Raw genomic sequence first — 3,768 nt, forward strand, 5'->3', positions numbered from 1 at the left:
ACCACTTGTGCACACGAACTGCTCGAAGTTAGGATAACTCATTGATTACATTATTTATGGGCATCCAGCCGGTCGCACCACTTCACACTAAGCCACATACTCACAAAATCCTATATTTTCCGATCAAATACGCTATTTCATTGAAAGTAAAACAATTTTCTTATATTTATTTTTTCCAAATTAACAAAAAATCGCTCCCTTTGCGATCTAGACCGATCTCGTATATCATTGAATTGCACCAAAAACGCACCTTTATTTGCACCACACGCACAGGGAATTTTTATGGCGACTTTCACCAAACGGGCCAACGGCTGGCGAGCGCAAGTCAGACGCAAAGGCATTAGTAAATCGGCAACCTTTCGCACCAAAGCCGAAGCCACTGCTTGGGCACACCAGCTTGAAATGGAAATCAACGCCGGCACTTACAACAACACCCCCGACCTGCCTTTTTCTTATGTGATTGAAAAATACCTTGCCGAAATCACCCCGAAAAAACGCAGCGCTCGGCACGAAATGCTACGTCTCACCCGCTTGCTTGAAATGCCGATAGCCAAAGTCTCCCTACAAGACCTCACGGAAAAGCACTTCCAACAATGGCGAGATCAACGCCTTGCCGAAGTCAGCCCCGCCAGCGTCCACCGAGAATGGTCAACCCTTGGCAATATGCTCAACATTGCCCAACACGAATGGAAATTGATTGGCACCAACTACCTCAAAGGCATTCGCAAACCGGAAACACCCAAACCCCGCAGCCGCCGTTACACCACGGGCGAAATCAACAGCCTGATTTACGCTTCCGGTTTTTCGTGGAACAAGCCACCGGAAACCGCCACCGCACGGGTCGGCATTGCCATTTTATTTGCGATTGAAACCGCAATGCGGGCCGGCGAAATCGTCAATCTGACGTGGGAACATATTCACACTGAACGCCGCATTGCGCACCTGCCTCAAACCAAGAACGGCTACGCACGAGATGTCCCGCTTTCAACCACCGCCCTCAAATTGCTTGAAAAACTTGAGGAAGTCGCAGACGGCGAAAGTGTCTTTCAGCTCACCTCCAGCAATTTAGATGCGCTCTTTCGTAAGCTTAAAAAACGGGTAATGTTGGACGATTTACATTTTCACGATACACGGAGGGAAGCCCTTACACGGCTTGCAAAAAAATTATCGGTAATGGAATTGGCAAAAATGAGCGGGCATAGGGATTTATCTATTCTGCAAAATACCTACTATGCCCCTGATATGTCAGAAGTGGCGAATAAATTAGACTAATTAAAGCGAGGCTTTTTTCTTACGGTACTTTAACGCAAACTGCACTACCTCACCGGATACATACAGATTTTTACTGTTGCCGCCGGTACGGGATAACGTATCTACCGGTGCAGGAAAACGCGGATCCACCACAATCCACCGCCGTGCGTGTTCGGTACTAACCTTAAAATAATCCGCAATCTGCTGATTACCCCATAACTCTCGGCTATGCTCCGATAACTGCTGTTCTTTGAGTAGGGCTTCCACCGCACATAATTTTGCAAAAAGTTGCTCATTACTGACCGCTTGTTGTGTTTGTTCCATTACAAATTCTCCTCTTTAATCAATACCTCATCTTTAGGTTTACGTTTTGCCACTTTTTCGGCATAGCGCTTGCGTCTTGCAATCGCTGACGGTTGTTCTACATAACAGGCTTTACACCACGAATGTAATCCCCATTTACCCCGACTTTGTTTGTAGAAAAATTCCGTATCTGCCGGATATAAATCACGGCATTTACTGCACTGAATTTCCACGCCGAGTTCGGTTACTTTGAATTGTCTTGCCATTTTTCCTCCAAAAAATTGACTGGGGTTTTCTTGATTGCACCGCAGAGACTGCACGATCGGGTATAGACAAATTCTGAGATTATGCCCGATTCCTGTGCAGTGCTAATGTGAATTACTTTCCATTTGTGGCTGCACGGCATAAGTTTGACTCTTCCGCATTGGGTACATTTGATTCTGTCTTGATCAAATCGGGCGAAGGAATGCCCTTTAAATAAACATTTCAGCATAGTTGCTCCTAATGAAAGTGTGTTTTGGGGATTTTTTCTTCAATGAGTTGCCCTCGGCTGTATCTGAGATAGATGCCGATTTGCTCGTTGCTGTAAATTGGGAGATGTTTTCCGTTTAATAAATCATCAATTTGATATTCTGTGGCTCTCCCTCGGATTAAAATAAGCTGATTTTTTATTCGCTCTCTTAGTCTTGGGTCAATGTCTGATGATTTGTTTGTTTTTTGAACTGGTACAGTTACTGACACAAGTCCAAGGGCGGCGTTGCCGCCTATTTCTGCCTCGCTATGCTCGGCGGTGGCTGATTGCCCATTGATGCCGAAAAGCCGTTGCTGTTTGAGTTCGTCCCAGTTTGCCGGCTTGCGACTGATTATCCACTCTTTCAAACGGGTTTCGGTGATCGTGCCGTTGAGTTGGTTTGTAATACCGTTCACTTTTTTGCGGGTTTCTTTGTATTTATTTTCACCATACACGGCATAGTGCAGACGGGCTTTGAGGTCTTTCCGCAGTGCCAACGCCCCGCCTTGATAGACGGTATAAGCCGCCCAATCGCCGAGGTCGGCAATCATACGAAGGGTGTCGATAATCTCGTCATCTTGCACAATGTCGCCCAGTTTGCGGACTTCCCGCCAAACGCCGACACTTGCCCCGCCGATTTGTTGGAACTGGCGAATGCCCCACGTTGATGCCCACGCTAACGCACGCAGGGCAGCGATTTTGCTGTCGTTGCCGGTTTCATCGGATTTGAGATCGTCCATTGCGTAACCGTCCACGTTTTTGGAAACATATTTGGCAAGGTATGCCGCCCCTGACCCTTTTTTACGATCAATGGTTTTGAAGGTGCAACGGTGCTTTCTTGCCCCTTTTTCTGTGCCGTCTTCTTCTAGGGCGTAATGCCAAAAGACCCGTTTTAAAGCTCGGATATGTTCAGGGCGGGCATAAAGGAGCAAATGCCAGTGTGGTGTTGCATCGTGGTGCGGTTCGGCAACCCGAAAGCCATAGGTTTTGATGTGTTGGCGATTGAGTTCGGCACGGATTTTTGCCCATACGCCGCATAAATATTGTTGGGTTTGGTTGGGTGATGCACCGTTCCATTTCGGGTTCACGCCGCCGTTTTCTAACATTGCGTGATATTTGGACGGCGCAGTCAGGGTGATGAATAAGCCCTCATCGCCATTATGTTCGGCGATTTGGTCGAAGCCGTTCATTCGGGTCATCAACTCGATGCGTCGTTTTTTCGGGTTACTGCTGGATTTCAGCCAAATATCCAGTAGCTCGGTTTGTTCTTCCTCATCTAACAGGTTGGTGATGATGCTGTTTTTAATAAATTCGTAGTTGGCTTTGCGCTGTGCCTCAAATGCCGATAACCGTTCGCAACTGACATAGCCGCCGGTGGCGATACTGACCATTCCGACCGCTATTGCCAAATGCTCTTTCATTCGGATCGCCGCCCGTTTGAGCTTATTCAACCAAAAGGTCGGACAGGCGAGTTTTAAAAAGCCGGTTTCTAATTCTTCTTTGGTCAGTAGCCCCTTTCTGCCTTTTTTCGCATAGGGGGCGTTGATGTGATAGCCATCACAGAGTTTGATTTGCGCTTGGTAGAGTTCGCTTACTACGGCACGGGCGGTGTCGGCATTGGTGGCTTTATGTTGGTGCTTTATGCAGTATTCATCTTGCATTTGCTCCATTTTAAAGGCAAGCGTATCGGCGATTTGCTTTAA

Annotated in this window: 4 protein-coding genes; 1 reads left to right on the plus strand and 3 read right to left on the minus strand. The window is 47.1% G+C overall.

Going from position 1 to position 3,768, the window contains the following annotated elements:
• The first annotated feature begins 282 nt into the window (after positions 1–282).
• Complete coding sequence (locus tag RO21_RS11670) at positions 283–1,272, plus strand: tyrosine-type recombinase/integrase (RefSeq protein ID WP_047977954.1); 990 nt, start codon at positions 283–285, stop codon at positions 1,270–1,272.
• Here RO21_RS11670 and RO21_RS11675 read toward each other — a convergent pair whose 3' ends face one another.
• The 3 genes from RO21_RS11675 to RO21_RS11690 form a co-directional block, all read right to left on the minus strand.
• Positions 1,273–1,575: a hypothetical protein gene (locus tag RO21_RS11675; RefSeq protein WP_047977955.1), complete on the minus strand. Its 303-nt coding sequence runs from the start codon at positions 1,573–1,575 to the stop codon at positions 1,273–1,275.
• Positions 1,575–1,820: a hypothetical protein gene (locus RO21_RS11680; protein WP_047977956.1), complete on the minus strand. Its 246-nt coding sequence runs from the start codon at positions 1,818–1,820 to the stop codon at positions 1,575–1,577. The genes RO21_RS11675 and RO21_RS11680 overlap by 1 nt, the downstream gene beginning before the upstream one ends.
• Positions 1,821–2,055: 235 nt before the next feature.
• Positions 2,056–3,768 (minus strand): replication endonuclease (locus RO21_RS11690; protein ID WP_053067786.1); only part of this gene is annotated, 1,713 nt, incomplete at its 5' end.

It is taken from the genome of Muribacter muris (assembly GCF_001038205.1).
GTDB classification, from domain to species: Bacteria; Pseudomonadota; Gammaproteobacteria; order Enterobacterales; family Pasteurellaceae; genus Muribacter; species Muribacter muris.

What these genes read in the sequence shown, in the direction of transcription:
- RO21_RS11670 (WP_047977954.1), top strand. Translation starts at nt 283, where the DNA reads ATGGCGACTTTCACCAAACGGGCCAACGGCTGGCGAGCGCAAGTCAGA.
- RO21_RS11675 (WP_047977955.1), bottom strand. Translation starts at nt 1,575, where the DNA reads ATGGAACAAACACAACAAGCGGTCAGTAATGAGCAACTTTTTGCAAAA.
- RO21_RS11680 (WP_047977956.1), bottom strand. Translation starts at nt 1,820, where the DNA reads ATGGCAAGACAATTCAAAGTAACCGAACTCGGCGTGGAAATTCAGTGC.